We start from the raw sequence: 26,645 nt of genomic DNA, 5'->3' as shown, positions 1-26,645 counted from the left end.
AGACCTACAGGATACGTTCGGGAGCGGTTCCGAGTGGATTGTGGGATTGGGTTCGTCGATAGAGTGCTTCACCACCTCCTGACGTACATTGGTATGTCATGACATACCATAAATCTTGTGGAGCAGTCAAATCGCCTTCCCTCCGTGAATTCAGGGTTCGAAAACACCTCGACGCTCGCCCGGTTCACGGTTTGTCTGTTCGACCGAAGGAACCGATACCAACCTCTCTATTCGACGTCGTCTTCCTCGTCACCGAGGCGGAGGTAGGCGTACGTTCCGGCGCCGCCGACTCCCGCGAGCGCAGCCAGCGGACCGAACCCGGGTACTTCGAGGCCTGCAGCCTCTTCCGGGTCGTCTGCCGGATCGTCGGCGTTGACGTCGTCCGCGTCGTCATCCTCGTTCTCACCGTCAGTGTCGTCCTCTTCGTCAGTAGCGTCGTCCGCGTCGTCATCGTCGCCGTCGTCGTCCGCGTCCCCGTTGTCGTCCTGGTCGACGTCAGCAGGCTCGTCATCCAGACCGAGCCGTCCTTCGGAATCTTCGACGGTTCCCTTCATGACGAAGTACTCGTAGCCTGCTGACACCGGGAGTTCGCGCAGGTCACCGTCCTCGTCCTCGTACCCGTACGCCTCGCTGTCGGGGTCGAACCCGCCGAACACGCGCAAGGAAACGTCTCCCGGACCGGTCGAAAGCGTGAGTAGCTGATTGCGGTCGAAGGTGACGAGAATTTCGTCGTCGTCGACAGCGACGTCCCGGGCACGGACCGGCGACCCCCCGAGATGTTCGGTGATCGCCGTGAAGGTGTCCGGATAGATCCCGAGTGCGTGCTCGGGCGTCTCGAACCGCATCGTGACCGTACCCGCCTCACCGTCGACCTCGAGTCCCGACTCGGCGCCGACGACTTCGTCCACTCTGAGAATCCGCCCCTCGATCGCCGGCTCGACGACTCCCTGTTCGGTGAGATACTCGACGACAGCCGGCCCGTATCGAGTCCCCGACTCGGCGATGACGTCTTCTTCCGGGATTTCGTGGAACGCTTCGTACCCGCTTGCGATGTCCTTGATGTAGTCCGTCGTGGCGACCGTGTACGTCTCGTCGTCCTGTAGCGGTTCGCCGTCCACGTACACTTCGTGGACCGCCGGTTCCTCGTGGCCGCTCCACTCGTACTGGATCCCCGCGACCTGCTGCCCCTGCTGGGCGCCGAAGGTGGCGTCCGGCAGCGCGTCGATCCGCGAACTTTCCTCCTCGACGTCGACCAGGCCGAGCTCACCGAGTGCCGACCGAATCCGCCACCCTTCCGCCTCGAACAGCACGATCTCGTTGTCGAACGGGTTAATCGAGAGGATATCTTCGACCGTGAGCTCTCCGGGACCATAGGTGTCGTTCGTCCTGATCCCGCCGGCGTTCTGGAAGGCGACGTCGGCTTCCTCGTAGTAATCGAGCATCGCGTCGGTGATCAGGTTCCCCATGTGGCTCTCGCGGGAGTAGTTCGTCCCGCCCCAGGCGTCGAGTTCGTACGCCGTCCGCCCGGCGGGCTGGCTCACCTGCTCGTCGATCTCCTCGTGCAGCTCCTCGAGTCGCTGTTTGAACTCCGGATCCGGGTCGATCTCCTCGTCGAGGTCGATCCGCTGCCAGTCGACGAGGTTCCCGTCGGAATCGAGCGTCATCACACCGAGGTGAGCGTAGGCGTAGCCGATCTCGCTGATGACTGTGTTCTCGTGGCTGTCGGCGTCGTCGAACGTGATGTGCGAGTGCGAGCCGAAGATCGCGTCCAGGCCGTCGACGGCCGCCGCGATCTCGTAGTGCGTCTCGTGGTTGACGTGCGAGGACAGCACGACCGAGTCGCAGTCCTCCTCCTCGTAGAGGTACTCGGTCATCTCCGCTGCCCGCTCGACGGGATCCTCCTGAACGTAGTCGTCGGGGTAGTTGGTGATGTTGTGGAACCCGCGAAGCACCACGTTGAAGATGCCAACGCGGATCCCGTCCGCGTCGACGACGTGGTACGGTTCCGTGTCGGGGAGTTGTTCGCCATCGGGCGTCTTCAGGTTCGACGTGATCCAGGGGAACTCGCTGTTCTCGAACTTCTCGAACGTGGCGTCAATCCCGTAATCGAAGTCGTGGTTGCCGACGCCGGCGGCGGTGATCCCCATGTCGTTCATAAAGTCGACCTTGTGTTGCCCCTCCGTGAAAAAGGAGATGAGCGACGAACCCAGTTCGTCACCGGTCGTCACGAACAGCGCGTCGTCCCGATCCGCGATGTGTTCCTGGATCAGGGTCTGATACCGGGCGATGTTCGCCTCTCCGACGTCCCCGACGTCGCTGTGGGAGTGCAGGTCGTGGACGATGGTGTAGGTGTCGTCCTGGTCGGCCGCCGCACCGAGGCTGAACGTCGACGCAGTGATGCCGGCCGCAGCCGCGCCGAGCACCTGTCTCCGCGTCGGCCGGAGGCTTCGGTCGCGGCCGCAGCCACAGCCACAGCCGTTCGTGTGTCGCTCGTGTGATTCGTTCGCGTTTGCCGAACGGTACGCCTCTGGTCGTTTTTTCTCCCCGGAAAGGTACTGTCGGTCGCGTCTTCGGTCGGGATCCGACATATCCCTCAGTATGACGGATGACCTATATAATTATCCCCGGTCGATCTGGATAGCTTAATGAACATCCTGGTGAATGTAAACCACTCTAACTGGATGTAATCTCAGTTACGCGATGGCCACGTATCTGTCGGCCGCCACGGCTAAAGATGGTAATCTGTATCCCTATTAATCACAACAAGGTTATACTTGCTTGTGTCCTATACCATGCAATGCCACCATCGGATCCCGTTGCTGACCACCCGACCGTGCTGGTCGTTGATGATGAACGAACAATCGCCGATCTCTATACTGAGTATATAGCCGAAACGTATAGCGTGCGTACAGCATACTCGGGGGAGGAAGCGCTGGATTTGATGGATTCGACCGTCGATGTCGTCTTGCTTGATCGGCGGATGCCAGGGCTTTCGGGTGATGAAGTACTCGAAACGATACGAGACCGGGAGAGCGGGTTTCGCACTATCATGGTGACAGCAGTCTCGCCCGATCTCGACGTAATTAGCCTTCCGTTCGACGAGTATCTGACCAAACCCGTCTCGAACGGGACGTTACACGACGCTATCGAACGAATGCTCACCCGCAGCACGTACGACGCCAAGATTCAAAGGGTCATGTCACTCGCGTCAAAGATGGCGACTCTCGAATCCAAACTTGATCTCTGCGACCTGAGAGCGAACGACGAGTACGCTGCGCTGGAAGCAGAGTTCACCGAAATGCGGACCGGATTCGACGGGGAGGCGCTGGACGACGATCCGTATTCTGAATTCACGGCAGAAAAAATCCAAACCGTGATTGATTGATGGTTCGAGTGGCCCGGACCGGGTTCGAACCGGCGAACCACTGACGTCTCGCAGTTTCGCTTGGATCGCCACCGGCCATCCGTCCTCGACATCCCAGTTCCTGTCGGGGAACTCTGATCGGCGGTGATTGACTCGATTAATCAGTACATGATCGGATTCGGAAATTCGAGGTTGCTATTCCCCCACCACCCGTATCCGTACTACAACGATGATTGAGCCCACCCAGAACTTGACGACGCCGGAACTGAAATTTGACGATGCAGACATCGAGGCACTACTCGAACGGATCGAGCGGTGCGTCAGGGACGTAAGCCAGGGGTTCGAGCGATGGGGAGATCCCTACGCACGTGGCCCCGGTCTCTATATTGTCGTCGCAGGTGGTTCCCTGACCGAATTCGCGGCTCCGATGGGGTCGAACCGCTGGCCCGTAGAGGACTGTGGGACAGTCTTTGCGGAGACGCAGACAGTTCTCGAGGCGGCACGAAGGGTTGCCTTTTCCCATGATGGCGCAATCGTCGTTCACAGCGACGGCTCGATCGATGAAGCAATGGTCCGGGTCGATCAGTGTTATCCAGCCGAACACCGTCGAACCGACGACCTTCCCTACGCGGAGTGGATGGGAACCCGCCACATGAGTGCGCTGGAAACCTCGACTCGCGAGGAAGTGATCGCGACGATCACACTGAGCGAAGAAGACGGCCGGGTAACGGTTTTCACAGATGGTGCATTCGAGGACACCCAAATGACAGCTCAGTGACTGATTGAGCGGACGTATTCAACGCTGAGATCGAACGACTATCGCACGTGGTGTGAACCGCTTCTCGAACGTCGTCGCCAGTTTCACTTGGGGAAGTTCGCGTTTCGAGGCCCTCACTCCGTTCGGGCCTCGCTATGCGCGGGACAGGATTCGAACCGAAGGAAGACAGTCCGGGCTGCGGCCTCGCTTCGCTCGGCCGGTCCGGGCTGTGACTTCCAGGGTTCGAATCCTGCCTGCTCGTTCGTCGCTTCGCTCCTCACTGCGCGGGACAGGATTCGAACCTGCGGACCCCTATGGGACAGCGTCCTAAGCGCTGCGCCGTTGACCTCTTGGCTACCCGCGCGCACTGATTACTACGCGTGAATCGGCCTAAGAACCTGTCGGACTCGCCGGACGTAACGCCTCCCTATCGTCCGGATTTATAAGTCATGCGGCGCAACCGAAAACCATGTACCATCGGGCGAGCGATCGAGTCGAAAACGAGCCCTGGCTCGCCGAACTCGACCGCGCTGCCGACGACCTCGACGTCGGCCCGGACGCCCGTTCGACCGCTGTCGACCTCTTTCTCTCCCATCTCCCCGAGGAGGAGCGCTCCAAACCGGCTGTCGCCGCAGCGGCACTGTACACTGGCGCGCTGGTGGCCGGGGAGGAACGGTCCCAGGCCGCCGTCGCCGACGCCATGGGCGTCGCCCGCCTGTCGATCCAGACCCGCTGGAAGGAACTGCTCGCGGACGCCGGCTTCGAGCCGCCGACCTGGTGAATGAACGAGCACGCAAGCGCCGACTCCTCGGCGACGATCCCGTGGCGGTCCCGGACGCTGTACTTCGTTATCGCCAGCTCGCTGATCGGCGTGATGGGCGTTTCACTTATCAGTCCGGTGCTGCCGGACCTGCGTCCCGTGTTCGGCGTTTCCGACGCCCAGATCGGACTCGTTATCACGGCCTACACGCTGCCGGGAATCTTCGTCACGCCGTTTATGGGGCTCGTCGCCGACCGCGTCGGCCGCCGGAACACGCTCGTTCCGCTTTTGATCCTGTTCGGCGTCGCCGGCGCCGGAATCGCGTTCGTCGACACCTTTCGGGCTGTCATCGCGCTCCGGTTCCTGCAGGGGATCGGCGCCAGCGCGCTCGTCACCCTGGCGATCACGATCGTCGGGGACGTCTACGAGGGGCCGCGCCGAAACGCTGTGATCGGGTTCAACGGCAGCACGATCGGCGCGGGCGCGGCGATGTACCCGTTGATCGGGGGCGCACTCGCGACGATCCGGTGGTCCGTTCCGTTTTTGTTTTTCGGGATCGCGATTCTCGTCGGCGTGCTCGCAGCCTTCCTGCTCGAGGAGCCGGACACCGGAGTGGCCACCGACGTGCGGACGTACCTCTCGCGACTCCGGGCAGTGCTTTTCCTCCCGGAGGCGCTGGCGATCTACCTCGCGATCTTCGTCGCGTTCACCGTCTTCTACGGTGCGATCCTCACCGCCTTGCCGCTGCTTTTGAGCGACGAGTTCGGCCTGACGTCCGGACAGATCGGCCCGATCCTGGCGATGGTTGCCGTCGCGAGCGCGACCGTCTCCTCCCAGTTCGGACGGATCTCGCAGTGGCGGTCAGCCTCCCAGCTCGTCGCGCTCGGGTTCGTCGCCTACGGGGTGAGCCTGCTGGGCGTCTGGCTTGCACCCTCGCCGATCGCGGTCGGGGTCGCACTGCTCTCCTTCGGTGTCGGGTTCGGGATCGTGATGCCGTCGATCGACACCACCGTAATAACGCTCGTGTCGGCTGACTTGCGGGCGGGCATGATGGGAATGCGAACCAGCCTGCTGCGGCTGGGGCAGACGGTGGGACCGATCGCGTTTACGTTCTTCGCGGAGGCGCTGTTCGTCACGACCGTCGCCGGCTACCGGACGCTCATCCTCGGCTCCGGTGTCGTCGTCACGCTCGGCGGCGCAGTCGCCTACACACTCCTCCGTAACTGACGAATCGCCGCTCGAACGCAACTCGACCGGGACTCGGATTCTCCACCTCGAGCACAACAATTATGCGTCCCGGTTGACCACTCCCCACCGAGACATGGGGCCCTCGCTCGAGCAGTTCTTCGACTCTCTTTGTGCACCGCCTCGCTCGCTTCTCCTCGTCAATCGTTCACAGCCGGAGCCGCTCGTTCGGATCCTGGAACGGACTTTCGAGGGACAACCCGTGAACGTCTCCGAACGCGATCTCCCCGACGCGGACAGCGACGTGGTCGTGCTGGTCGAGGAATCCGAATCGGAGGCGGATCCCCGGGTCATTGCGACATCGCCGCTCTCCTCGCTCGAAGAGACGATCTTACTCGTGAACTCGGACCTGTACAAGACCGGAACCGCCGGGTTCAGCGACGGGAGCCTCCCGGCGGTTCTTACGGGTCTCGAAGAGGTACCGTTCGTTGTTCGCAGCTACCCCGAGTCGAACAAGGAGAAACTACTGTTGATCGCCATGTCGCGGTTCATCGAACGGCGCGCGTACCGACAGGGGGCGGGGAGACTCAGGACGTCGTTCCAGCGTCTCTCCCGGATCGAAGACGAGCGTGGCACTCGGAAGGTGTACCGAACGCTCGACGACTCCGAAGTGCAAACACACGTGTATGGGATACCGGATTGGCGTCCGTCGACCGACTCGGCGTTGATCGCTCACGGGGGCTACACCGAGGCGTTCAGAAAATCCTGGTTCGTCGTGTACACCCCGTCCGATTCGAGCGACTCCAACGCGGAGTCGAACGAGTGGGTCGCGGGCGAAGCGGAAGCTCCGCATGCCGCCCTGGTCGGAATCGAAACAGAATCCGAACGGTGGCGGGGGTTCTGGACCTTTCGGCCGTCGCTGGTTCGCGAGATCGACGCGTTCATCGCACGGAACCTGTGACCGTCACCGGGTCAGTCGGTTCGACTCCCGACGTCGGGTGCTCCCATCAGGTACACCGCGGTCAGCACGCAGACGGCGATCAGGAAGTCGAATCCGTGTTCGAGGAGATGGTGTGTGCCCATCGGAACGTGTCCGTACAGCGTCCCGAAACCGACGATCGACCGTGCGAAAAGCGCCGCAACCGCAATCACGACAAGGAGATACGGTGTCGACCTCCGCCGGAGATAGCCCCCTACTGCGAGCAGCAAGACCAGCGCCGTTCCGACCGTTGCGAGCGCGAGGACGAACAACAGCGACTCCGGCAGTTCGTACGCCACACTGGCGACGACCCGTTCCAGCGCGATCGGCGGCCCGAGGGCGCTCATCGGTCCTCGTTTCGCTGCCGGAACTATATGTCTCACGCTGATTCGAGACGAACGACGTCCGTCCGGGACGAACGACACACTGACGCCGGTCCCGGTCGTACCTCACTGCGAAACGAATGTACGAGGTCGAACTGAAGGTCCCGGCGACGCACGAATCCGTGCGCGGCCGCCTCGAGAAGATGGAACTGTCGCGGCAAACGTACGTCGAGCAGACGGACACCTACTACGACGCACCTCACCGCGAGTTCGCAGAGACCGACGAAGCGCTCAGAATCCGGCGGGTTCGGCACCTGGATTCCGACTGCGAACGCGCGAGGTCACCCGAGAGCGACCCCCGACATGACGACGACGTGACGCTTACCTACAAGGGCCCGCTGGTCGACGACGTCTCGAAAACCAGAGTGGAACGCGAAACCGGCGTCGACGACGGCGACGAACTGAATTCCATCCTCTCGGTGCTGGGATTCGATCCGACTGCGACCGTCGAGAAACGACGGGAGTTGTTCACCGTCGACGGATACACTGTGACCCTCGACGACGTGTCCGGACTCGGAGAGTTCGTGGAAGTCGAACGCGAGGCCGTGGAGGCCGACATCGAGGAGGTTCGAGAGGGGGCGATCGACGTCCTCGAATCGCTCGGCCTGGACCCGGAGGACGCAATACGAACGTCGTATCTCGAGCTCCTGCTCGAACGGAGTTCCTGAACTGAAGGGAGGCTTCGAAAGCCGAACACAACCGCCTGCAGACGGGGATCAGGCAGCCTCCTACTCGACGGTGCCGGATCCGACACCGCTTTCACGGTGGCGCAACACCGACATGGAAACAAACGATGGTAGACGCAGGAACAATTGCGCTGGTTGTCGTCGCTCTCGGCGCGAGTTTTTTTGCGGCGTGGACGATCGGGGCGGGGTCGACCGGAGCGACGCCGTTCGCCCCGGCGGTCGGGGCCAACGCGATCACGACGATGCGCGCCGCATTCGTCGTCGGCCTGTTGTCGTTTGCCGGCGCCGTGTTACAGGGGGCAGCCGTCACCGAGACCGTCGGACGGGGGCTCGTCACTGACGTCACCCTGTCCCCGCTGGCTGCGACGGTGGCGCTCACGATCGCCGCCGTCTACATCGCGGCGGGCGTGTTCAAGGGGTATCCTATCGCGACGGCGTTTGCTATCACCGGCAGCGTCGTCGGTGTTGGGCTTGCAATGGGTGGAGGGCCGGCGTGGGATCGGTACGCCGAAATCGGTCTCTACTGGCTTTTGACCCCGTTCTTCGTCGCGCCGGCCTCCTACGTGACGACGAAACTGTTGCGCAGCGAGCGAACCTCGGAACTGTACGTCCTCGCCGCGCTCGCGGGCGTCGTCGGCGTCGTGGTGGCCAACATGGAGTTCCTTTTGCTCGGTCCACCCGGGGAGCCGGCCTCGATTGCGAGTAGCGTCGCTCCCGGAATCCCGGGCGGACCGCTCGCCGGTACGGCGGCTGTCACCGTCGCGATCGCCGGGGTTCTCGCGCTCGTCGTCGGACGTGCCGTCGCATACGATCGGGTTGCCGCCCAGCGGTGGTTCCTACTCGTACTCGGGGCACTGGTGGCGTTCACGGCCGGCGGCGGCAAGGTCGGCCTGGCGGTCGGACCGCTTTTGCCGCTCCTCGATGGACTCCTCGCGGGCGACGTTATCACGCCAACGCTCGTCTTCGGAGGAATCGGGATGCTTCTGGGCGCGTGGATGGTGTCCGCACGGATGATAAAGGCACTCTCGCAGGACTACTCCTCGCTGGGACCGCGACGATCCGTCGGCGTATTGATCCCGTCGTTCGTCATCGCACAGATCGGCATCTTCTACGGCATCCCGATGTCGTTCAACGAGATCTTTATCAGTGCGATCCTGGGAACCGGCTACGCGGTGGGAAGCGAGGCTGTAAGCCACAAGAAGATGGCGTACACCGCCCTCGCGTGGGTCGGCTCGCTCGTGTTCTCGCTTTTTGTCGGCTACGGCGTCTACTGGGGGATCAGCTCCCTCCTGGGAATCGCTTGAAAAGGGCGACTCCTGGATCGGTCGCGCTTTATTCGGGGAGGCCTCAGGTGTAGTATGGAGGAAGAAAACGCGACGAACGGTATCGAGTACGACCCGATCGGCGTCATCAACACGCCGTACGACTCGCTCGAAGGAATGCCGATCCAGCCCACTGGGTCCCGAGGAACACGCGGCACCGTGGCCGTCGACGAAGCGTACGCCGACGGGCTGTCCGACCTCGAGGGCTTCTCTCACTGTTATCTCCTGTATCACTTTCACGGTTCGGAGGGGGACGCCATGACGACCGTCGAACCGTTTCTCGATTCCACGGAACGCGGGCTGTTTTCCACTCGAGCACCGCGGCGGCCGAACGCGATCGGACTGTCTGTAGTCCGGATCGATGGCGTCGACGGATCCACCCTAACGGTACGGGATGTCGACGTGCTCGACGGCACGCCCCTGTTGGACATCAAACCGTTCGTTCCCGCGTTCGATGTCCCCGCCGAAGCGGAGGCAGGGTGGATCGACGAAGCCGAGGAGGACCCGGAACGCCGGCGAGCTGACGACCGATTTCTGTAGTTCGATTCTGTCCTGCCGATCGTGCGCTTCCCGACGTCGACCCGTCATACCGCGGTGGATTTAAATAGTGTAAGATAGTGAAGGTTCTACTATGCGGCAGCATAACACGGTACGACGACGGAAAATACTTCGAATGACCGGTGCCTCCGCAGCATCCGCGGGGATTCTATCCATCGCTGGCTGTGTGGGAGAGGAAGACGACGCGCCGGACGATCCGGACGATCCGGGCGACCCCGACGATCCGGGCGACCCCGACGACCCCGTCGAAGAACTCGACGAGATCACGATCACGCTCTCGCAGTTCCCCGATACAATCGACCCCCTCGACCACATTACCGGTGACTACTTCGACGTATACGACCACATTTACGAGCCGCTGTTCGACTTCGAGCCGGGCGAAGGGATCTTCCCCCGCGTCGCCGATGAGTGGGAGATACAGGGCGACGGCACCACGCACGTGTATCTCCGTGACGACGTGGTGTTCCACAACGGCGATCCGCTGACGGCCGAGGACGTGGCCTGGACGATAAACCGGACTGTCGACCCCGAGAAGGGGGTTCCCAGCCCGATCGGCACCTTCGGACTCGGATCGATCGAAGGCGCCGAAGCAGTCGACGACACCACGCTGGCGATCAATTACGGAGCCGCCCCGGGGCTCGCGGAGTTCGAGTTCGGTAATTACGCGCGGGCGATCAACAAAGACTGGGCGATCGACCAGCACGAGGCCGAGGACGACGCTATCTCGGGGGCGGACGCCGAGGACTTCAACGGGACCGGTCCCTACGAAGTCGTCGAGTTCGAATCTGGGGTCGAGGTCGTCGTCGAGCGGTTCGACGACTACTGGGGCCCGGAGCCGCCGTTCGAGCGGATTACGTTCAACGCCGACGGCGAATCGAGCGGTCGTGCCGCGGCGATCGAGACCGGCGAGGCCGACGTCACGATAAACATCCTCCCGGAGGACGTCTCCACGATCAACGAGGCACCCGACGCCGACGTGAGAAACGTGACGAGCTTCCGGACCGTTTTCTGTCCGATGAAGAACACGGTCCCGCCGTTCGACAGTCAGGAGTTCCGGCAGGCGATGAACTACGCGGTCGACAACGAAGAGATCGTCAGTACGATCCTCTCCGGGTTCGGCGAACCGCGAGGACAGCCGGTGTCGCCGGGAATCAACGGCTACAACCCGGACATCGAACCGTACGAGCAGGACATCGGGATGGCCGAGAGCCTCGTCGAGGAGAGCGGATACGGCGACGTCGAGATCGAACTGTACGCGCCGCAGGGCCGGTATCTCAACGACGCCGAAATCGGGGAGACGGTTGCAGACCAGATCGACCGACTCGACAACGTCAGCTGCGAAGCGAACATCGTCGAGTTCGGCGTCGTCTCGGACGCGAACCAGGCCGGCGTCGAGCCCGACGAGTACGAGGACACCTGGGAGATCCCCTTCTACATGATCGGGTGGGGAGTCATCACCGGCGACACCGACTACGGCGTTCAGGGCTTCTTTACGATCCCGGACAACCCGAACCGGACGTTCCACGACGAGGAACTTAGCGACGCGATCCTGGAGAGCCAGCAGATCGACGACCCCGACGAGCGGCGTGAGCAGCTCCAGTACGTCAACGAACTGGCCCACGAGAAGGCGCCGTTCGTCTACCTCCACACCCAGGAAAGCATCTACGGCGTCAACGAGCGGATCCAGTGGGACCCCCGCGAGGACGAAACCATCTACACCTGGGAGATGGACACGTAAGCTGCGACAGGGGCGATTCTCCGATACGGTCGGGGCAAACGGGGCGGTATCTCCGAAACACGCTCCCGAAAACGAAAGCGTAAACAACACCGACTATCGTCATGAATTCCTATGTCGCTCGGTAAGTTCCTGGTTCGCCGACTCCTCCAGGGAGTGTTCGTCATCTGGGGGGTCGTAACGATCATGTTCGGCCTTCGGGCAGTCTCGCCGGGTGATCCCGCGAACCTGATGCTCGCTGAGGGGGCGACCCAGGAACTCGTCGAGCAAGTGAGACGAGAGGAGGGACTCGACGAACCGATCTACGTCCAGTATTTCGACTACCTCCAGGGGCTCGTCACCGGCGACTTCGGCTACTCCTGGCAGTCGAATCGCGAGGTCGAGATGATGGTGATAGAGCGGGTGCCGGCGACGGTCGAACTCGCGGTCGCCGCGACCGTCGTCGCGATCGTCATCGCGATCCCGCTGGGGGTCATCTCGGCGACCCGTCGAAACCAGCCGTCGGACTACGGAGCGACGCTGTTTTCGCTACTCGGGATCAGTACGCCGAACTTCTGGCTCGGACTCATGTTGATCCTCGTGTTTGGGGTCTGGTTCGGCATTCCGTATCCGACGTTCGGGACGTCGTCGATTTCGGTTCTCGGTGTCAACCTTCCGTATCCGTCCTCGATCTGGTACGGAATGGTCGAGTTCCCCACTGGCAGGCGAGGCCCGAGCTTCGCGGACGCCGTTCTGGCGGTGGTCCTGACCGGATCACTCACCGAGCTGGGTGCGTGGTTGAAGTACATTACCCTCCCGGCACTCACGCTCGGAACCTACTTCACGGCGCTCATCACCCGACTCACCCGCAGCGGTATGGTCGACGAACTCGGCAAGCCGTACGTCACCGCGACGGAGGCGAAGGGGCTTCCGCTGGTGTTGATCCGGTACAAACACGTGCTGCGCAACACGATGATCCCGATCATCACTGTCCTCGGCCTCCAGATGGGGACGCTTCTCGGCGGGGCAGTTATCACCGAAACCGTGTTCAACTGGCCGGGGCTCGGGCTGCGGCTCATCGACGCGATCGACATGCGCGACTGGCCGCTCATGCAGGGGATTGTCGTGTTCATCGCCGTCGCGTTCGTGACGATCAACATCCTCGTCGACGCGCTGTATGCATATCTCGACCCACAGGTGATCGAAGAATGATTTCGCGAAGAGTCAGATCCAACCTCCGACAGACGTTCACCGAGAGCATTCTCCCGAAGATCGGGCTGTTCTTGCTCGTGTCGATCGTTCTGATGGCGGCGTTCGCACCGATCCTCGCGACCCACGATCCGACCGAGACCGGGTATTTCGACGAGCAGGGTGCGGAGTATCCGCCGCTTGGTCACAGCTACGATACTCAAATCGCACAGGAGGGTGAAATCACCGACGTGACCGTCGAATCGACCAGAGAACACGTATTCGGCACGAACAACGTCGGCCAGGACGTCTACTCCCGGTTCGTCTACGGCGCCCGGGTTTCGATGCTGGTGGGCATCACCGCAACGATCATGGCGCTGTTTATCGGCGTACCGATCGGACTGGTCGCGGGCTACTACGGTGGACGCGTCGACGACGCACTGATGCGCGTCGCCGACATCATGCTCGCGTTTCCCGCGCTCGTGCTCGCACTGGCGCTCATCGGGGTATTCGGCGAATCCCCGATCCACGTTCCCGATCCGATCGTGATGGCAGGACTCGCGGAGGGAATGCCCGAGACCATACCGATCCCCGGAACCGTCACGATCGTCTCCGCGCTGGTGATCTGGGTGTGGTTCGCCCGCGTCGCCCGCGGGGAGGCGCTGTCGCTTCGCAACCAGGAGTACGTCAAGGCGGCCCGGAGTTTCGGGACGAGTCACCGGGAGATCCTGCGGAGACACATCCTCCCGAACAGCCTCACGCCGATCATCGTGCTTGCGACCATCCAGGTGGCGGTGATCGTCTTGCTCGAGGCGTCGCTCGCGTATCTGGGGTTCTCGGGGACGACCCTCTCGTGGGGGTACGAGATAGAACGGGGACAGGACGTTCTCCGTACCAGACCCTGGGTTTCGATATTTCCGGGGGTCGGTATCATGCTCGCGATCATCAGCGTGAACCTGCTGGGCGACTGGTTCCGCGACGCGCTCGATCCGAACATCGAAGGCAGCGAACGAGGTGCCTGACATGACCGGGGACATACTTCGCATCGGCGGCCTGTCCACCCGGTTTTTCACAGGCGAAGGGCAGGTCAACGCCGTCTCGAACGTGACCCTGACGATCGAACGTGGAGAGGTGTTCGGTATCGTCGGGGAAAGCGGCAGCGGGAAAAGCGTCACTGCGCTGTCGCTCATGGATCTGGTCGAATCACCGGGCGAGATAACCGACGGGACCATCGAGTATCGCAACGAATCGCTCGCGGAGAGCCTACGCGAGAGCCATCCGGATGCCGTCGACGGCGAGTTCGTCGATCTGTTGTCCGTCCCGGAGGACGTCAGGCGGTCGCTTCGCGGCCCCTCGTTCAGCATGATCTTTCAGGATCCGGAAAGCAGCTTCAACCCGAGCCTCACCGTCGGCGAACAGATCGCCGAGGCGGTCGAGGTCCAGCGACGGGCGAGGGCGAACCCGCGATCCACGCGGGCCAAAACACGTTCGGCCGACTACTCGCTGTCGTCGCTGATCACCTCGACCGTGCTCCCGTCGAAGCGGTTCGTCACCGAATCGAGTAGAGAACGGGCAATCGAGTTGCTGGAACTGGTGGGTATTCCGGACCCAGTACAGCGGGCCGACGAATATCCACACCAGTACTCGGGGGGAATGCTCCAGCGTGCGATGATCGCCCAGGCACTGGCCGGCGAGCCCGACGTGTTGATCGCCGACGAGCCGACGACCGCCCTCGACGTGACAATCCAGGCACAGGTGCTCGACATCCTCGCCGACCTCCAGTCCGAGATCGGTATGACGATCGTCCTGATCACCCACAACCTCGGCGTGATCGCGAGGATGTGCGATCGCGTCGGTGTGATGTACGCCGGCGAGATCGTCGAACGCGGAACGCTCGAGGACGTCTTCGAGGACCACGTCCACCCGTACACTCGGGGGCTTCTCGGCTCGGTTCCCGATCTAGCGCACGTCGGCGGACGTCTCGAGCCGATCGAGGGGAACGTCCCGAGTCTGCTGGACCACGAGATGGGCAGCGGCTGTTACTTCGCCGACCGGTGCCCGAAGGCGATGGAGGAGTGTCTCGAAGATCCTCCCGACTTCCGGGCGAGCGGGAGCGACGATCACGTCGCGAAATGCTATCTCGCGGATCGCGCGTACGATCCGGATCGAGCGCTCGCGGACGACCGCCCCGAAGAGGCGACCGGAGACGTTCCCGAAGAGGTTCCAACCGATGACTGATCCAGAGCAGACGGCGACGGAAACGACGAGCGACACCGACGCAGAAACGGCCGACGGAGTCCCCTCGAGCGACGGAGCGCTGGTCGAAGTTCGAAACCTCACGAAGTACTTCTACGAACAGGACACGCTTTTGGATCGGCTGTTCGGCGAAGACCCGGTCGCGGTTCGGGCCGTCGACGGGATCGGCTTCGACATCGAACGCGGGGAGACTCTGGGGCTGGTCGGCGAATCCGGCTGTGGCAAGTCGACTGCCGGGGAGACGCTGTTGCGGCTCCAGCAACCGACCGACGGCGTCGTCCGGTTCGACGGACAGAACGTTTACGAACTCTCCTCGAACGGCCTCGACCGCTTCCGACGAAACGCACAGATCGTCTTTCAGGATCCGTTCTCCAGCCTCGATCCGCGGATGACGATCGGTGAGACTGTCAAGCAGCCGCTCGACGTTCACGGCTGGCCGCTCACCGACCCCGACGTCGAAACGGACGCGACGGTATCGACCGACGGGATCAATCCGGACGCGGTCACCGTCACCGTCGCCGACGACGTCGACAGGGTCGTCCCTCCAGAGGGCGGGGCAGTTTCGGTCTCGGTGACAGTGGTCGAACGCTCCGGGAACGACGATCCCGAGGACGACCGTCAGAGAGCCACCGATGACCGTCGAGTAGACGCCGACGGCGACGTTCTGGCGATCGTCGAGGAGGACCTCGCGGTCGACGTAACCGCGACCGGGGACGGGGTCGACGTCGCGGTTGCGGTCGAGCGCTCGGACGAACAACTGCGGCGCGAACGCGTGGGGTGGCTCCTCGATCGCGTGGGGCTCTCCAGGGACCAGTTCGACAGATACCCCCACGAGTTCTCCGGCGGACAACGGCAACGCGTAGGCATCGCGCGGGCCCTGGCGCTCGATCCAGAGTTCGTCGTGCTAGACGAACCGACGAGCGCACTCGACGTCTCGGTCCAGGCACAGATTCTGAACCTGCTGAGCGAACTGCAGTCGGAGTTCGGTCTCACCTACCTGCTCATCTCTCACGATCTCTCCGTGATCCGTCACATCTGTGATCGGGTCGCGGTGATGTATCTGGGAGAGATCGTCGAAATCGCGCCCAGCGAGGAGATATTTACGGAGCCTCGACACCCCTACACGGAAGCGCTGCTCGAGAGCGTTCCACGGGTCGACACCGACGAGCGGGACCGAGACATCGAAACGCTTTCCGGCGACGTACCCTCCCCCCGGGATCCACCGAGCGGCTGCCGGTTCAGGACCCGGTGTCCCGTAGTAGTTCCCCCGAAGGGTGTCGATATCGACGAGGAGTCGTATCGCGCAGTGCTCACGGTTCGAGATCGGATTCGGGACCGCGACATCGACGTCGAGGGTGCCCGCGAACTCGTCGGCAAGGAGTCGGCGGAGGAGAACCACGACGATCGTGTGATCGAACGGATCTTCGATCGGCTCCTCGACGTGGAGCTTCCCGGGGAACATCGGAGACAGGTCAGGAACGCGATCGAGGCTGTCGTGACCGACGACTGGGAACGCGCGGAGGCGGAACTGTCTGCGTATCGGAGCATCTGCGAGGTGGTGTCCCCCGAACTTCCACCGCAGGCCGACCACCCCGCAGCGTGCCACCGACGAGAACAACCACCCGACGTTCGAACGGCCGTCGAAAACGCTGACGTCTCTTCCCGGGGGTCGGACTGACGATCCTGTCTCCGGCGGCAGGTGTCGCCACCTCCGATCCGAAATTAACTACACGAGTTGTATTCATATTCTTTACTCGATATCGGGTTTATGAGCCGTCTAACGTCCGTTAATGACTGTCTATCCGAAAGTCCTCCTCGAATCGATGACCAATAATTTTATGTATCTTATTACCTGATTTCGAACCGATGCTACCAGGAGCAGATTCGGGAATCGCTCGCGACGGCAAGGTCCTCGTGTTGGCGTACGACCACGGGCTCGAACACGGCCCGGTCGACTTCGATCCGGTACCGGAGACGGCCGATCCAGCGACCGTCTTCGAGTACGCAACCCACGACGCCGTGAGCGCGATCGCGGTACAGAAAGGAATCGCCGAAGCGTACTACCCGTCCTTCGAAGACGACGTCTCGTTGCTTTTGAAGGTGAACGGCACGTCGAATCTCTGGATGGGTGAACACGACTCGGCGGTGAACTGCTCGGTCGAGTACGCCGAGGAACTCGGCGCCGAGGCGGTCGGATTTACCCTCTATGGCGGCTCGAACCACGAAGTCGAGATGGCAGAGGAGTTTTGCGAACTGCAGGAGGCCGCCCGCGAGCGCGACATGGGCGTCGTGATGTGGTCGTATCCGCGCGGACAAGGGGTCAAAAACGACACGAAACCCGGCGTGATCTCGTATGCGAGTCGCCTCGGACTCGAGTTGGGTGCCGACGTCGCCAAGATCAAGTATCCCGGCTCACCGGAGGCGATGGCCCAGGCCTGCGAGATGGCCGGTGAGATGAAAGTGATCATGTCGGGCGGCTCCAAAACCGACGATCGGGCGTTCCTGGAGACGGTGAAGTCGTCGATGGACGCCGGCGCGGACGGCCTCGCTGTCGGTCGCAACGTGTTCCAGCGGGAGAACCCGATCGAGATCCTCGACGCGCTGGAGGCGGTTATCTACGAGGAGACAACCGTCGACGAGGCGCTCGAACGGGCGACGCTCGCCCCTGCGGACGACTGATGGCGGGGATGGACAGCGAGGCAGGGAGGGGATCGGCACCCGAAAGCGTTCACGCAGCGACGGTCGAGCGCGTGTTCGACGTTGTGGCCGAAACTGCCACCGAAATCCGCGCTGGACTCCCGGGACGTCGCAGCGCGATCGACGAGGAGAACCCCTCCGGGGAAACTCAACTCGCCGCTGACGCGCACGCCGACCAGCTGCTCCGCGAGCGGCTCGGTTCGATCGACGGCGTAGCCAGCTACGTGAGCGAGGAGCGCGAATCGAAAGTAGACGCATCCGACGGGAACGTCTCCGCTGCAGATCCGGACGGCGTTGCGGTGGCGGTCGACCCTCTCGACGGCTCCTCGAACCTTCGGTCGAACAACGCGATGGGAACGATCGTCGGCGTCTACGACGCGCCGCTTCCCGCAGCAGGACGCGAGCTCGTCGCCGCCGGCTACCTGCTTTACGGTCCGATCACGACGATGGTCGTCGCCCACGGCGGGGTCGTCAGGGAGGAGGTCGTGGCTCCCGGTTCGGGCGACAGCGGGGTCGATCGGCGGATCGTCACGCCGGAGCTCGCGCTTCCGGACGACCCGGTCGTGTACGGCTTCGGGGGTCGGGTTCCCGACTGGACTCCGGAGTTTGTGGCGTACGCCGAACAGATCGAACGGGAGCTCAAGCTCCGATACGGTGGCGCGATGGTCGGCGACGTGAACCAGGTTCTCACCTACGGCGGGATCTTCTCGTATCCCGCCCTGCAGGATCGACCGGAGGGGAAGCTCCGCCTCCAGTTCGAGGCCAACCCGATGGCGTACGTCGTCGAAGCCGCGGGCGGTCGGTCCTCCGACGGGGCCGGGTCGATCCTCGACGCCGAGCCGACGGAGCTCCACGAACGGACACCCGTTCACCTCGGCAACGCGGAACTCATCGAACGGCTCGAAGGCTATCTCTCGGAGCCGTAGTTCGGCCCCGTTCGTGTGTCCGAACCGACCCAGCGATCCCGCCATTTTCAAGCGCATCGGTCCCCTGTAGGTGTGCATGAACCGCGGAACCGACGCGAGATTACCGGGACGATCACGGCGCCCAGGCCGGATGGCGGAGTGGAACTGCTGATGGTCGGTCCGAGCCTCTCGAAGGAGGAACGCACCGCAGCGAACGTCAGACTCAAGATCGGATTCGTCGGACTGGTCTCCGCCTCGATGGGATTGATGGCGTTCCAGCTCGATCCGACCCCGACCCAGTTGCTCGGTGCGCTGGCGGGCGGCGCTGTCGCGGGGACCGTTCTGCTGTGGTTCCTGCTACGGAACCTTCGAGCGATGCGTCCGGGATAGCCGCCGATGGGTGCAGATGGGTCCGTAGGGAGTGTCGACTTCAGACGGGATCGACGCGGCGGAGCCACAGCTCCGGTCGGTCCAGCTCTGCGTCCGTCGGCAAGTTCTCCGGGCGTTCCCAGACGACGCCGGCTGCAGCGAGCCCTCGATCGTCGGCGATGGTTTCGAAGAATCGCGTCCCTCGCTCGTACTGACGTCGCTTGAGGCCCAGGCCGAGCAGCCGCCGAACCAGCTGACCGATCGGACCACCCCCCGTGTTCCGGCGTTCGTCCACCTTCTCCCTGAGGTCGGCGTACTCCTCGTCGAACGCCCGATCCATGAGCAGCTCGGCGTACCCCTCGACTGCGGTCATCGCGGCGTCGAGTTCGACGAACGCCTCGCGGTCTATCCCGCCCTGCGAGAGCGTTCTGACGCCGGATTCGAGCCGCGATTCGAGGTAGCCCGGCAGCCAGGGGGCGGCGCCGAACTCCGCGGCGTGTGCAACCTCGTGAAAGACGATCCATCGTCGGAACCGCTCGTAGTCGACGTCGAGCTCGTCTGCCACCCGCAGGATGTTCGGATGCACGAAATACAGCCCGTGTTCCTCGGGGTCGTCGGCCAAAAGCAGCGGATCGTACTGCCCGAGCACGTGACGGGCGAGAAAGCCGAGGGTAAACGCCATCGTCCCCGTGTTCGCCACGCGGGAGGCGTTCGGGAACAGCGTCTCTACCTCGGCCTCGATCGGCTCCATCACTCGGCGGAACGTGTCGACGTTCGCGTCGATCCAGTGGTGTCTGTTCTGGACGGTGAGTCGATCCGGAACGTCGAACTCCGTGTCCGACACCGACCGTAGTCGGTCGCGGGCGGCCCGAACGTCGGCCGCGTAGCCGTCGCGTTCGGCGGGCGACAGGTCCAGCGATCCCGGTCTGGTTCCGGCCTTTGCCGCCTCGCGAACGCCGTCCCAGTCGACCGCACCGTCGCCCGACGCTGTAGTCACCGCGCGAACGCTGCGATACAGATCCATACGCCCTTTCGGGGACGGGGACGCAAATCGCTTGTGCCGGGATCGACCGACGACAGTCCCGATCGGTAAACGGGCCGGTCAGTCCGTCACGGCGTCGAGTTCTTTGGCCGCTTCCAGGTCCGATCCCAGCACCCGCCGCGCTGCGACCGCCACAGTTACGCCGACGAGGAGCCCCAGTATCAGAAAGACCGCGTTTCGCCCCGCATGGCTGTGGCTATGATCGCCGTGGTCGTGGCTCGATTCGACCGCTGGACCCTCACCATCGTGGTTCCTCTCCTCGCCGAGACCGATAGTCTCGCCGACTGTTAGCTGGACGCCGTCGTGGACGTGGAGCTCCAGAAGTGTGAACTTCTTTCCTGTCATTGCGTGTGAACTACGGCGGGCACACTGATAAAACGAAAGGCACGGGATTCTTTTGCCCGTCGCCCCCCTTTCCGGGTATGCACGAGAGACGACGAGAGTTCCTGGAGGACCTTCTGACGACACCGAGTCCGTCGGGATTCGAAGCGGCCGGACAACGAGTCTGGTGTGAGTACGTCCGCGAATTCGCCGACGAGGTCCGAACTGACGCCTACGGTAATGCGGTTGCAGTCCACGAGGGGAGCGAGGGCGCCCACGAGATCGCGTTCGTGGGCCACGCCGACGAGGTCGGGTACATCGTTCGGGACGTCACCGACGAGGGATTCCTGCGCATCGCCCCGATCGGCGGTGCGGATCGGACCGTCTCGAAAGGGCAACACGTGACGATCCACGCAGACGAGCCCGTCCCGGGCGTGATCGGACAGACGGCGATCCACCTGCGCGACGTCGGCGAGGAAGAGTACGACGAACTCGAAGAACAGCACGTCGACATCGGCGCAAGCGACGCCGAAGCCGCCCGCGAGCTCGTCGAGGTGGGCGACCCCGTGACGGTTTCCACGACCGTCTCGGAGCTTCACGCCGGCCGGGTGGCTGCACGCGGCATGGACAACCGCGTCGGGACGTGGGCCGTCGCCGAAGGACTGCGCCGCGCGGTCGAGGCGGACGTCGACGCGACAGTGTATGCAGTGTCGACGGTTCAAGAAGAGCTCGGGCTCAACGGGGCGAGAATGGTCGGGTTCGATCTCGCACCGGAGGCCGCCGTCGCAGTCGACGTCACCCACGCGACCGACTCGCCCGGCGTCCCCGCGAAACAGGAGGGGCCGGTGGAGCTGGGGGGCGGGCCGGTCGTCGGCAGGGGAAGCGCGAACCATCCAGTGCTCGTAGATCTCACACGGGAGGCCGCAGCGGAGATCGACCTCGACGTCCAGCTCCAGGCGGCGGGGATCCGAACCGGAACCGACGCCGACGCGTTCTTCACCAGCCGTGGCGGGATCCCGTCGCTCACCGTGAGCGTTCCGAACCGGTACATGCACACGCCCGTCGAGGTAGTCGACACGGAGGACCTCACGGCTGTCGCGACGCTTCTCGGCAGGATCGCAGAGGCAGCTGGCGACGCAGGCGAGTTCGTCGTGGACGTCTGACACCCGCTGACTCGGTGCGCGCAAAAAACAACCGTTAAAAGTCGGCGACGGGTTCACACACGTATGGCTGGAACTATCCAGGCGCTCGTCCCTGGCGGGCAGGCCACGCCGGGCCCGCCGCTCGGTCCCGAACTGGGGCCGACGCCGGTGGACGTGCAGGCCGTCGTAGAGGAGATCAACGAACAGACCGCCGCGTTCGACGGAATGGAGGTGCCGGTTACCGTCGAGTACGAGGACGACGGCTCGTTCACGATCGACGTCGGCGTCCCGCCGACAGCAGAGCTGATCAAAGACGAGGCGGGCTTCGAGACCGGCTCCGGCGAGCCGCAGTCCGACTTCGTCGCGGACCTCTCGATCGAACAGGTCAAAAAGATCGCCGAGCAGAAGCAGTCGGACCTGCTGTCGTACGACCTGAAAAACGCCGCCAAGGAGATCGGCGGCACCTGCGTCACCCTCGGTGTCACCATCGAGGGGGAGGACGCCCGCACCTTCGACGACCGCGTCGACGCCGGCGAGTACGACGACGTTCTCGCCGAGTAGACCGGCTACTCGTCCGACAGGGAGGTGGGCTGTTCCCACGCCCCGCGTCCGGAAACGGTGCGCTGGGGGAACGGGATCGTGATGTCCTCCGCGTCGAACCGCTTTTTCACGTTCGTGGCGAACTCGCCACGGGTCCTGACGAAGTCGGATCGGGACGGGTTCGCGATCCACACGCGGGCCTGGAGCCCGACCGCCGAGTCTGCAAGCTCCGTGAGCCGAACGGAGGGGGCCGGCTCTTCCAGGATGTCCGGATGGTCGGAGGCTTCCTCGAGGATGAGCTCCGTCGCGTGATCGATGTCGTCCTCGTAGTCGATGCCGAACACGAACTTGAGACGGAGCGTCTCCTTCGCGACGGGGTTTTTGATCACGTTGTCGGTCAGCTCCGAGTTGGGGACGGTGAGCAGCTCGTTGTCGAACGTCCGGACGCGGGTCACCCGAAACGAGATGTCCTCGACGACGCCGTCGTTGTCCCCCCAGATGATCCAGTCGCCGATCTTGAACGGCTTGTCAGTGAAGATGAACACGCCCGCCACGAAGTTCCGGATGACGTTTTGCAACGCGAAGCCGACAGCGAGGGTGGCTGCGGCGGCGATCGTGGCCAGCGACTGCAGGAAGTTACCGTAGCCCGCAAACCCGAACGCGACGCTGATCCCGACGAACAGGACGACGATCGAGACGATCTTGCTCAACGGACTTCTGGCGTGTGGTTCCAGCTCCCGGCGTTCGAACAGCCGTTCGAAAAGCGGGCTGACCACCGTCTTGTCCAGGACGTAAAAGGCGAACAGGACGACCAGAAACACCCCTGCACTGGTGAGCGTCCCCGCGAGATCCTCGCCGACGTACTCCGCGAGCACGTTCTGGAGCGGTTCGATCTGCAACGGCACCGCCGGTTCCGTCGCAATCACCGGCTCGAACAGCGCGTCCGCTCCGACTGTAGTCACCACAACCGAACCGCTCATCAGTGATACACCGCCGTGTTGCCGCGGGTCTCGATCAGTTCGGCGTCGACGGCGGCTGCGAGCTCTTCTGCGAGCTGTTCGGTGGTCGTCCCGCCGCGGGCCGCCCTGAGGAACTTCACCTTCACTAGCTTCCTGTCTTCGAGTTGGTCGGCGAGTTCGTCCACGACAGCGTCGATACCGCTTTTCCCGACCCAGACGGTCACGTCGAGATCGTGTGCTTCCTTCCGGAGTTCTCGGTCGCTCATGGAACGGTCGTCGGGCCGTGGCGGTTTGAAACTTGAGAATCCGGTCGACTACGGCGAGTTTTCCCGTCCCGGTTCGGCGGCTCCCGTCAGTACGTGCACGTACCGGTCGAGGGATCGATGAACCGGACGGCAAAACACGGCATCGACCTCCCAGCCGGCGGAGATCGCGGCCTCGCGCCACGATCGATCCGCGACGAGGACGGTTCGGCCGTCCGAACGACAGACGCGTTTCGCCTCCGCGAGTGCCCCCTCGACGAGTTCGGCGAGTTCGTGGCGGGCGATCTTCGACTGCCTGCCGTACGGGGCGTCGAAGACGACCGCATCGACGGTGTCGGTGTCGGTCTGGGTGCCGGTGTCGTCGGAATCACACAGTGGCAGCGCCGTCGCGTCACCCCGGACGACGCCGAACTCGACCGAGGTGGTCGACGACGCGGAATCCGAAAGATACGATTCGAGGTTCCGCTTCGTGCCGCGAACCATCTTCTCCTGGACGTCCACCCCCAGCACGCGAGCCCCCACGAGTCCGCCTTCGATCAGCAATCCGCCGGTTCCACACATCGGATCGACCACGAGCCGTCCGGGGCCCGCCCCGGCGACGTTGACATACGCCCGGGCGTCGATCGGGGCCATACTCCCCGGCTGGAAGAACGGCCTGTCAGTCGGCTTCCGTTCGGTGAAGTCCCGCGTCGATTCGGCCGCCAGCCAGCCGACGAGACAGACGTCGAGTGAATCCCCGACGACGTCGGGGACCCGCCCGAGCGCGATTTCGTCGGCCTCGACCTCCCCCGACGAAAAGAGGACGCGAAGCACGTGATCCGGCTCCTCGAGATCGACGGCGAACCCGCGGTCGACGAGCACGCTCCCCAGCTCCCGCTGTGCCCGCTGTGTGGAGATCCCGGAGGATCCCCTCACGTCGCGGGCACGCACCGCGACCGTTCCCTCGCGTTCGATCGGTGCCGCCCGCAACAGCGCCCGGGCGCTCTCGACGTCGGCGTCCGTCCGTCCGAGCAACTCGATCGCGCGTCGGGTGTACGCGAGCGTTTCGACGCGGTCGGTTATCGATCCGGCGGTCGCCAACCCCGGCGCCACCAGCTCGACCCCGGCGGCGGCGCTTTTCGCCTCGTACACCGCGAAGGCGTCCTGTTCTCCGGCGAGTTCCAGCCCGTACACGTGCCTCGCTCTGTCACGCGACCGCAAGAGCATGGCGGTTTTCCCGACGGTCGAACCGGCGACCCAGCGGGGGAGAACGTCGATTTCGGCTGCCGGGACGAGTAACCAATCTTTTTAAAGCTTAAATACTACGGTTTAAGTGACGAATGACCAATCCCAAGGATACGATCAACATTGAGAACGTCGTCGCCTCCACGGGCATCGGCCAGGAGCTCGACCTCCAGAGCGTCGCCATGGACCTCGAGGGCGCCGACTACGACCCCGAACAGTTCCCCGGGCTGGTCTACCGGACACAGAATCCCAAGTCGGCCGCGCTGATCTTCCGGTCGGGGAAGATCGTCTGTACGGGAGCGAAGTCGACTGCGGACGTCCACGAGAGCCTCAACATCGTCTTCGACAAGCTCCGCGAACTGGAAATCCCCGTCGACGAGGAGCCCGAAATCACCGTCCAGAACATCGTCACGAGCGCCGATCTGGGGACGAGCCTCAACCTCAACGCGATCGCGATCGGACTCGGGCTCGAGAACATCGAGTACGAGCCCGAACAGTTCCCGGGACTGGTCTATCGCCTCGAGGAGCCCGAAGTCGTTGCGCTGCTTTTCGGCTCCGGCAAACTCGTGATAACCGGCGGCAAGGAGCCTGCCGACGCCGAGGCCGCGGTCGACGTCATTACCGAACGACTCGAGGAACTCGGCCTGCTCGGCTGAGCGTCGTCGCCCTCGATGGTCCCTCTCGGTTATGTCGTCCAGACCGGCGTTTCTCCGCTCGCGGTTGCCGGTACCTTCGGACTGCTGGCGGCGTTTCTTTCCCTTACTGCGTTCCTGGCTGCCAGAAACGTTCTCGGCGACGTCTCAGTTATAAAAGCACTGGGTGTCGGGCCGTTCCCTGCGGCCGTCGCCGTCGTCTCCGGGGCGCTCGACCTCCCTTCCCTCCCGGCGATCGCCGTCGCGCTCCTGCTCGACGGCGCGGCGATTCACTACCTGTACGGGGAGTCAGCCAGCGTCTCCGCGTACATCACCCTCATCCACGTCGTGGTAACGATCCTGCTCGGAACCGTCCTGTTCGGCCTGTTGATCCTTCTCGGGACGTTTCCCGGGTGAACGGAGCGCCTGTGGCGGATGGTCCGTCGCCTCACTCGACGAGCCGTTCGATTTCTGTAACGAGGATGTCGCTCGCGCCGACCGCTTTGAGGTCTGTGATCACCTCGAACACGCGCCGCTCGTCGACGACGGCGTGGACGGCAACCTGACCGGATTCGTCTTCCCCGTCCTCGCCGGCGATGTCCATCACCGTCGGGCCGCCCATTCCGGGGATGACGTCTTTGACCTCTTCGAGCCGACTTGTGGGGGCGTTCATCATCAGATATCGCTTCCCTTCGGCGGCGACGACCGACTCGAACGCGGTTGCGATCTGCGTTACCTTCGGATCGTCGAGGACGTCCTCCCTCGCGAACAGCCGGACGGAACTCTCGAGGACCTCCGCGATCACGGCGAGTCGGTTCACCTGCAGAGTCGTCCCGGTGGAGGTGATGTCGACGATAGCGTCGGCCATCTCGACGTGCGGGGTGAGCTCCGTCGCGCCTGTCACCTCGACGATGTCGGGAGAGAGGCCCCGCGACTCGAAGAACGACCGGGTGACGTTCGGAAACTCGGTGGCGACGGTGCGTCCGTCGACGTCGTCGACGTCGGTGATGTCGCCCTCTTCGGGGGCGGCAAGCACCAGCCGACAGCGTCCGTAGCCCAGATCGACCAGATCGACGAGTGCGGGCCTGTCGCCGTCCCCGCCCCGGGCGCCAGCCCGGGAGCTGTCGTCGACGGCCTCCACTACTGGCCCAGATTCGTGGGCCTGATCGAGGCCGGTAACACCCAGGTCTGCGGCCCCGTCACGGACGTACTCGGGGATGTCCGCCGCCCGGGCGAACAGTACCGTCACCTCGGGATCGACCGTGTGCGCGTACAGCTGTCGGTCGGCCGTTCGTTCGACGTGGAGCCCCGCCCGCTCCAGCAGTTCCATCGTCGGCTCGTGTAGGCGGCCCTTGTTGGGCACCGCGATGCGCATACCGATACCACTCGGAGCGAGCAG

General features: G+C 63.5%; 28 protein-coding genes and 1 tRNA gene. 20 read left to right on the top strand and 9 right to left on the bottom strand.

All coding sequences use genetic code 11. The features are described from left to right. Window positions 1-227: 227 nt before the first annotated feature. On the bottom strand, window positions 228-2,588 hold the full coding sequence (locus tag RH858_RS13660) for a bifunctional UDP-sugar hydrolase/5'-nucleotidase (RefSeq protein WP_310562149.1): 2,361 nt from the start codon (window positions 2,586-2,588) through the stop codon (window positions 228-230). Between the two features lie 209 nt (window positions 2,589-2,797). Between RH858_RS13660 and RH858_RS13655 the strand changes: the two genes are divergently transcribed. Together RH858_RS13655 and RH858_RS13650 are read left to right on the top strand one after the other, a co-directional pair. Then, window positions 2,798-3,385: a response regulator gene (locus RH858_RS13655; protein WP_310562148.1), complete on the top strand. Its 588-nt coding sequence runs from the start codon at window positions 2,798-2,800 to the stop codon at window positions 3,383-3,385. Between the two features lie 208 nt (window positions 3,386-3,593). Continuing rightward, window positions 3,594-4,142 carry a diadenylate cyclase gene (locus tag RH858_RS13650; protein ID WP_310562147.1) on the top strand — a complete coding sequence of 183 codons (549 nt, stop codon included), beginning with the start codon at window positions 3,594-3,596 and terminating at the stop codon, window positions 4,140-4,142. A 260-nt stretch (window positions 4,143-4,402) separates the two neighbouring features. Here the strand turns inward: RH858_RS13650 and RH858_RS13645 are convergent. Further along, window positions 4,403-4,485, bottom strand: a tRNA-Leu gene (locus RH858_RS13645). 105 nt (window positions 4,486-4,590) lie between these two features. Between RH858_RS13645 and RH858_RS13640 the strand changes: the two genes are divergently transcribed. From RH858_RS13640 to RH858_RS13630, 3 genes are all read left to right on the top strand, one after another. After that, window positions 4,591-4,902: a transcription initiation factor IIB family protein gene (locus RH858_RS13640; protein WP_310562146.1), complete on the top strand. Its 312-nt coding sequence runs from the start codon at window positions 4,591-4,593 to the stop codon at window positions 4,900-4,902. Then, window positions 4,903-6,108, top strand: coding sequence for an MFS transporter (locus tag RH858_RS13635; RefSeq protein WP_310562145.1), 1,206 nt, complete (start codon window positions 4,903-4,905; stop codon window positions 6,106-6,108). It abuts the gene before it with no gap. Between the two features lie 94 nt (window positions 6,109-6,202). Further along, entirely contained in the window at window positions 6,203-7,027 is an 825-nt protein-coding gene (locus RH858_RS13630) for a DICT sensory domain-containing protein (RefSeq protein ID WP_310562144.1), read from the top strand. An 11-nt stretch (window positions 7,028-7,038) separates the two neighbouring features. On the opposite strand, the gene RH858_RS13625 is transcribed toward RH858_RS13630, so the two are convergent. Continuing rightward, window positions 7,039-7,392, bottom strand: coding sequence for a hypothetical protein (locus RH858_RS13625; protein WP_259533001.1), 354 nt, complete (start codon window positions 7,390-7,392; stop codon window positions 7,039-7,041). A gap of 116 nt (window positions 7,393-7,508) precedes the next feature. Between RH858_RS13625 and cyaB the strand changes: the two genes are divergently transcribed. The 11 genes from cyaB to RH858_RS13570 all read left to right on the top strand — a co-directional run bounded on the left by cyaB (window position 7,509) and on the right by RH858_RS13570 (window position 19,144). Continuing rightward, window positions 7,509-8,096 (top strand): class IV adenylate cyclase, encoded by a 588-nt coding sequence (gene cyaB, locus RH858_RS13620; protein ID WP_259533000.1) that lies wholly within the window; start codon window positions 7,509-7,511, stop codon window positions 8,094-8,096. Window positions 8,097-8,221: 125 nt separating this feature from the next. Further along, window positions 8,222-9,418 (top strand): inorganic phosphate transporter, encoded by a 1,197-nt coding sequence (locus RH858_RS13615; RefSeq protein ID WP_259532999.1) that lies wholly within the window; start codon window positions 8,222-8,224, stop codon window positions 9,416-9,418. Window positions 9,419-9,472: 54 nt separating this feature from the next. Next, on the top strand, window positions 9,473-9,976 hold the full coding sequence (gene tsaA / locus RH858_RS13610; RefSeq protein ID WP_259532998.1) for a tRNA (N6-threonylcarbamoyladenosine(37)-N6)-methyltransferase TrmO: 504 nt from the start codon (window positions 9,473-9,475) through the stop codon (window positions 9,974-9,976). 133 nt (window positions 9,977-10,109) lie between these two features. Next, window positions 10,110-11,732: an ABC transporter substrate-binding protein gene (locus tag RH858_RS13605; protein WP_259532997.1), complete on the top strand. Its 1,623-nt coding sequence runs from the start codon at window positions 10,110-10,112 to the stop codon at window positions 11,730-11,732. 111 nt (window positions 11,733-11,843) lie between these two features. Continuing rightward, window positions 11,844-12,920 (top strand): ABC transporter permease, encoded by a 1,077-nt coding sequence (locus RH858_RS13600; RefSeq protein ID WP_259532996.1) that lies wholly within the window; start codon window positions 11,844-11,846, stop codon window positions 12,918-12,920. Further along, window positions 12,917-13,918, top strand: coding sequence for an ABC transporter permease (locus RH858_RS13595; RefSeq protein ID WP_259532995.1), 1,002 nt, complete (start codon window positions 12,917-12,919; stop codon window positions 13,916-13,918). Before RH858_RS13600 ends, RH858_RS13595 begins: the two co-directional genes overlap by 4 nt. 1 nt (window position 13,919) lies before the next feature. Next, entirely contained in the window at window positions 13,920-15,134 is a 1,215-nt protein-coding gene (locus tag RH858_RS13590; RefSeq protein WP_259532994.1) for an ABC transporter ATP-binding protein, read from the top strand. Then, window positions 15,127-16,830 carry an ABC transporter ATP-binding protein gene (locus tag RH858_RS13585; RefSeq protein WP_310562143.1) on the top strand — a complete coding sequence of 568 codons (1,704 nt, stop codon included), beginning with the start codon at window positions 15,127-15,129 and terminating at the stop codon, window positions 16,828-16,830. Before RH858_RS13590 ends, RH858_RS13585 begins: the two co-directional genes overlap by 8 nt. Before the next feature lie 188 nt (window positions 16,831-17,018). After that, window positions 17,019-17,831, top strand: coding sequence for an aldolase (locus RH858_RS13580; protein ID WP_310562142.1), 813 nt, complete (start codon window positions 17,019-17,021; stop codon window positions 17,829-17,831). A gap of 8 nt (window positions 17,832-17,839) precedes the next feature. Continuing rightward, window positions 17,840-18,775, top strand: coding sequence for a class 1 fructose-bisphosphatase (locus RH858_RS13575; protein ID WP_310562158.1), 936 nt, complete (start codon window positions 17,840-17,842; stop codon window positions 18,773-18,775). 72 nt (window positions 18,776-18,847) lie between these two features. Further along, entirely contained in the window at window positions 18,848-19,144 is a 297-nt protein-coding gene (locus tag RH858_RS13570) for a hypothetical protein (protein ID WP_259532991.1), read from the top strand. 40 nt (window positions 19,145-19,184) lie between these two features. Here RH858_RS13570 and RH858_RS13565 read toward each other — a convergent pair whose 3' ends face one another. Next, entirely contained in the window at window positions 19,185-20,147 is a 963-nt protein-coding gene (locus RH858_RS13565; RefSeq protein WP_259532990.1) for a zinc-dependent metalloprotease, read from the bottom strand. Between the two features lie 78 nt (window positions 20,148-20,225). Next, window positions 20,226-20,510: a hypothetical protein gene (locus tag RH858_RS13560; protein ID WP_259532989.1), complete on the bottom strand. Its 285-nt coding sequence runs from the start codon at window positions 20,508-20,510 to the stop codon at window positions 20,226-20,228. A gap of 77 nt (window positions 20,511-20,587) precedes the next feature. Between RH858_RS13560 and RH858_RS13555 the strand changes: the two genes are divergently transcribed. Both RH858_RS13555 and RH858_RS13550 read left to right on the top strand, forming a co-directional pair. Beyond that, window positions 20,588-21,649, top strand: a complete 1,062-nt coding sequence (locus RH858_RS13555; RefSeq protein ID WP_259532988.1) for a M42 family peptidase — start codon at window positions 20,588-20,590, stop codon at window positions 21,647-21,649. 63 nt (window positions 21,650-21,712) lie between these two features. After that, window positions 21,713-22,189: a 50S ribosomal protein L11 gene (locus RH858_RS13550; protein ID WP_259532987.1), complete on the top strand. Its 477-nt coding sequence runs from the start codon at window positions 21,713-21,715 to the stop codon at window positions 22,187-22,189. Window positions 22,190-22,194: 5 nt separating this feature from the next. On the opposite strand, the gene RH858_RS13545 is transcribed toward RH858_RS13550, so the two are convergent. From RH858_RS13545 to RH858_RS13535, 3 genes are read right to left on the bottom strand one after another with little or no spacing between them, the layout of a single operon-like run. After that, on the bottom strand, window positions 22,195-23,148 hold the full coding sequence (locus RH858_RS13545) for a mechanosensitive ion channel family protein (RefSeq protein WP_310562141.1): 954 nt from the start codon (window positions 23,146-23,148) through the stop codon (window positions 22,195-22,197). Next, a complete protein-coding gene (locus RH858_RS13540) occupies window positions 23,148-23,393 on the bottom strand; it encodes a YhbY family RNA-binding protein (RefSeq protein ID WP_259532985.1) in 246 nt (81 codons plus the stop codon). Before RH858_RS13540 ends, RH858_RS13545 begins: the two co-directional genes overlap by 1 nt. Before the next feature lie 48 nt (window positions 23,394-23,441). Beyond that, window positions 23,442-24,554 carry a THUMP domain-containing protein gene (locus tag RH858_RS13535; RefSeq protein ID WP_310562157.1) on the bottom strand — a complete coding sequence of 371 codons (1,113 nt, stop codon included), beginning with the start codon at window positions 24,552-24,554 and terminating at the stop codon, window positions 23,442-23,444. A gap of 155 nt (window positions 24,555-24,709) precedes the next feature. On the opposite strand from RH858_RS13535, the gene RH858_RS13530 reads away from it, so the two are divergent. Then, window positions 24,710-25,270: a TATA-box-binding protein gene (locus RH858_RS13530; RefSeq protein WP_259532984.1), complete on the top strand. Its 561-nt coding sequence runs from the start codon at window positions 24,710-24,712 to the stop codon at window positions 25,268-25,270. A gap of 15 nt (window positions 25,271-25,285) precedes the next feature. Further along, window positions 25,286-25,663: a hypothetical protein gene (locus tag RH858_RS13525; RefSeq protein ID WP_310562140.1), complete on the top strand. Its 378-nt coding sequence runs from the start codon at window positions 25,286-25,288 to the stop codon at window positions 25,661-25,663. Between the two features lie 31 nt (window positions 25,664-25,694). Here the strand turns inward: RH858_RS13525 and hisG are convergent, their stop codons facing one another. Further along, window positions 25,695-26,621 carry an ATP phosphoribosyltransferase gene (gene hisG, locus RH858_RS13520; RefSeq protein ID WP_310562139.1) on the bottom strand — a complete coding sequence of 309 codons (927 nt, stop codon included), beginning with the start codon at window positions 26,619-26,621 and terminating at the stop codon, window positions 25,695-25,697. Between the last annotated feature and the right edge of the window lie 24 nt (window positions 26,622-26,645).

Source organism: Halalkaliarchaeum sp. AArc-GB (assembly GCF_031432225.1).
GTDB lineage: Archaea > Halobacteriota > Halobacteria > Halobacteriales > Haloferacaceae > Halalkaliarchaeum.
Note: the sequence above shows the minus strand (reverse complement) of the source record. Positions and strands in the feature narration are given on the sequence as shown.

Bases quoted from the DNA above. Each gene is read 5' to 3' on its own strand.
- RH858_RS13550 (WP_259532987.1), top strand. From the start codon at position 21,713: ATGGCTGGAACTATCCAGGCGCTCGTCCCTGGCGGGCAGGCCACGCCG.
- RH858_RS13540 (WP_259532985.1), bottom strand. From the start codon at position 23,393: ATGAGCGACCGAGAACTCCGGAAGGAAGCACACGATCTCGACGTGACC.
- RH858_RS13605 (WP_259532997.1), top strand. From the start codon at position 10,110: ATGACCGGTGCCTCCGCAGCATCCGCGGGGATTCTATCCATCGCTGGC.
- RH858_RS13635 (WP_310562145.1), top strand. From the start codon at position 4,903: ATGAACGAGCACGCAAGCGCCGACTCCTCGGCGACGATCCCGTGGCGG.
- RH858_RS13625 (WP_259533001.1), bottom strand. From the start codon at position 7,392: ATGAGCGCCCTCGGGCCGCCGATCGCGCTGGAACGGGTCGTCGCCAGT.
- RH858_RS13660 (WP_310562149.1), bottom strand. From the start codon at position 2,588: ATGTCGGATCCCGACCGAAGACGCGACCGACAGTACCTTTCCGGGGAG.
- RH858_RS13600 (WP_259532996.1), top strand. From the start codon at position 11,844: ATGTCGCTCGGTAAGTTCCTGGTTCGCCGACTCCTCCAGGGAGTGTTC.
- RH858_RS13585 (WP_310562143.1), top strand. From the start codon at position 15,127: ATGACTGATCCAGAGCAGACGGCGACGGAAACGACGAGCGACACCGAC.
- tsaA (WP_259532998.1), top strand. From the start codon at position 9,473: ATGGAGGAAGAAAACGCGACGAACGGTATCGAGTACGACCCGATCGGC.
- hisG (WP_310562139.1), bottom strand. From the start codon at position 26,621: ATGCGCATCGCGGTGCCCAACAAGGGCCGCCTACACGAGCCGACGATG.
- RH858_RS13615 (WP_259532999.1), top strand. From the start codon at position 8,222: ATGGTAGACGCAGGAACAATTGCGCTGGTTGTCGTCGCTCTCGGCGCG.
- RH858_RS13640 (WP_310562146.1), top strand. From the start codon at position 4,591: ATGTACCATCGGGCGAGCGATCGAGTCGAAAACGAGCCCTGGCTCGCC.
- RH858_RS13525 (WP_310562140.1), top strand. From the start codon at position 25,286: ATGGTCCCTCTCGGTTATGTCGTCCAGACCGGCGTTTCTCCGCTCGCG.
- RH858_RS13580 (WP_310562142.1), top strand. From the start codon at position 17,019: ATGCTACCAGGAGCAGATTCGGGAATCGCTCGCGACGGCAAGGTCCTC.
- RH858_RS13555 (WP_259532988.1), top strand. From the start codon at position 20,588: ATGCACGAGAGACGACGAGAGTTCCTGGAGGACCTTCTGACGACACCG.
- RH858_RS13590 (WP_259532994.1), top strand. From the start codon at position 13,920: ATGACCGGGGACATACTTCGCATCGGCGGCCTGTCCACCCGGTTTTTC.
- cyaB (WP_259533000.1), top strand. From the start codon at position 7,509: ATGTACGAGGTCGAACTGAAGGTCCCGGCGACGCACGAATCCGTGCGC.
- RH858_RS13545 (WP_310562141.1), bottom strand. From the start codon at position 23,148: ATGAGCGGTTCGGTTGTGGTGACTACAGTCGGAGCGGACGCGCTGTTC.
- RH858_RS13530 (WP_259532984.1), top strand. From the start codon at position 24,710: ATGACCAATCCCAAGGATACGATCAACATTGAGAACGTCGTCGCCTCC.
- RH858_RS13565 (WP_259532990.1), bottom strand. From the start codon at position 20,147: ATGGATCTGTATCGCAGCGTTCGCGCGGTGACTACAGCGTCGGGCGAC.
- RH858_RS13650 (WP_310562147.1), top strand. From the start codon at position 3,594: ATGATTGAGCCCACCCAGAACTTGACGACGCCGGAACTGAAATTTGAC.
- RH858_RS13560 (WP_259532989.1), bottom strand. From the start codon at position 20,510: ATGACAGGAAAGAAGTTCACACTTCTGGAGCTCCACGTCCACGACGGC.
- RH858_RS13630 (WP_310562144.1), top strand. From the start codon at position 6,203: ATGGGGCCCTCGCTCGAGCAGTTCTTCGACTCTCTTTGTGCACCGCCT.
- RH858_RS13595 (WP_259532995.1), top strand. From the start codon at position 12,917: ATGATTTCGCGAAGAGTCAGATCCAACCTCCGACAGACGTTCACCGAG.
- RH858_RS13575 (WP_310562158.1), top strand. From the start codon at position 17,840: ATGGACAGCGAGGCAGGGAGGGGATCGGCACCCGAAAGCGTTCACGCA.
- RH858_RS13655 (WP_310562148.1), top strand. From the start codon at position 2,798: ATGCCACCATCGGATCCCGTTGCTGACCACCCGACCGTGCTGGTCGTT.